The 1,554-nt window shown below is 65.9% G+C and carries 2 protein-coding genes; both read right to left on the minus strand.

Annotated elements, in window-relative coordinates:
- On the minus strand, positions 1-656 hold a 656-nt coding region (locus ACFV6V_RS31100), incomplete at its 3' end, for a GTP-binding protein (protein WP_385571182.1).
- Between the two features lie 2 nt (positions 657-658).
- The coding region (gene cysD / locus ACFV6V_RS31105) for a sulfate adenylyltransferase subunit CysD (RefSeq protein WP_385571183.1) at positions 659-1,554 on the minus strand (896 nt) is incomplete at its 5' end.

The raw sequence follows: 1,554 nt of genomic DNA on the forward strand, positions 1-1,554 counted from the left end.
AGGTGCTCGAGCACGGTGGGGCCGCCGTACCAGCTCATGTTCGAGGAGGCGTCCACGACGTTGTCACCGGTGAGCGCGGAGATCGGGATCGCGGTGATCTCGGGTACGCCCAGGTCGCTTGCGTATGCCGTGAACTGCTTGGCGATGGTGGCGAAGACGGTCTCGTCGTAGTCGACGAGGTCCATCTTGTTGACGGCGAGCACGACGTGGGGGACGCGCAGGAGCGCGGCGAGTGCGGCGTGCCGGCGGGTCTGTTCGACCACGCCGTTGCGGGCGTCGACGAGGATCACGGTCAGCTCGGCCGTCGAGGCGCCGGTGACCATGTTCCGGGTGTACTGCACATGCCCGGGGGTGTCGGCCAGGATGAACCGACGCCGGGCCGTGGCGAAGTAACGGTAGGCGACATCGATGGTGATGCCCTGTTCCCGCTCGGCCCGCAACCCGTCGGTCAGCAACGCCAGGTCCGGTGCCTCCTGGCCACGCGAACGCGAGGCGTGCTCGACCGCCTCCAGCTGATCGGCCAGCACCGACTTCGAATCGTGCAGCAACCGGCCCACCAGCGTGGACTTCCCGTCATCGACCGACCCGGCGGTCGCGAAACGCAGCAGCGTCGTGGCCGACAACCCCTCGGCCAGCAACTGTGTGGAGCTGGTCATCTCTAGAAGTACCCTTCACGCTTGCGGTCTTCCATCGCCGCCTCGGACAGCTTGTCGTCAGCCCGGGTCGCACCCCGCTCGGTCAACCGGGACGCCGCGATCTCCGCGATCACCGCATCCAGCGTCGTGGCATCCGAATCAACAGCACCGGTGCACGACATGTCCCCCACCGTGCGATAGCGGATCAACCGCCGCTCCACCGTCTCGACGTCCCCGGGACCACCCCACTCACCCGCGGTCAGCCACATCCCACCCCGCGCGAACACCTCACGCTCATGCGCGAAATAGATCCCCGGCAACTCGATCCCCTCACGCTGGATGTACTGCCACACATCCAGCTCGGTCCAGTTCGACAACGGGAACACCCGCACATGCTCACCAGGCGCATGACGGCCGTTGTACAACTGCCACAACTCCGGACGCTGACGCCGCGGATCCCACTGCGAGAACTCATCCCGCAACGAGAACACCCGCTCCTTCGCCCTCGCCTTCTCCTCATCCCTGCGCCCACCACCGAACACCGCGTCGAAACGATGCTCCTGGATCGCCTCGGTCAACGGCACCGTCTGCAGAGGATTACGCGTCCCGTCCGGACGCTCGCGCAGCGCACCCCGGTCGATGTAGTCCTGCACCGACGCCACATGCAACCGCAGCCCGTACCGAGCCACCGTGCGGTCCCGGTACTCGATCACCTCGGGAAAGTTGTGCCCCGTGTCCACATGCAGCAGCGAGAACGGCACCCCAGCCGGCGCGAACGCCTTCAACGCCAGATGCAGCATCACGATCGAGTCCTTACCACCGGAAAACAAGATCACCGGCCGCTCGAACTCACCCGCCACCTCACGGAAAATATGCACCGCCTCGGACTCCAGAGCATCCAGATGCGTCAGCGCATACG

Source organism: Streptomyces sp. NPDC059828 (genome assembly GCF_042731955.1).
Lineage (GTDB): Bacteria > Actinomycetota > Actinomycetes > Streptomycetales > Streptomycetaceae > Streptomyces.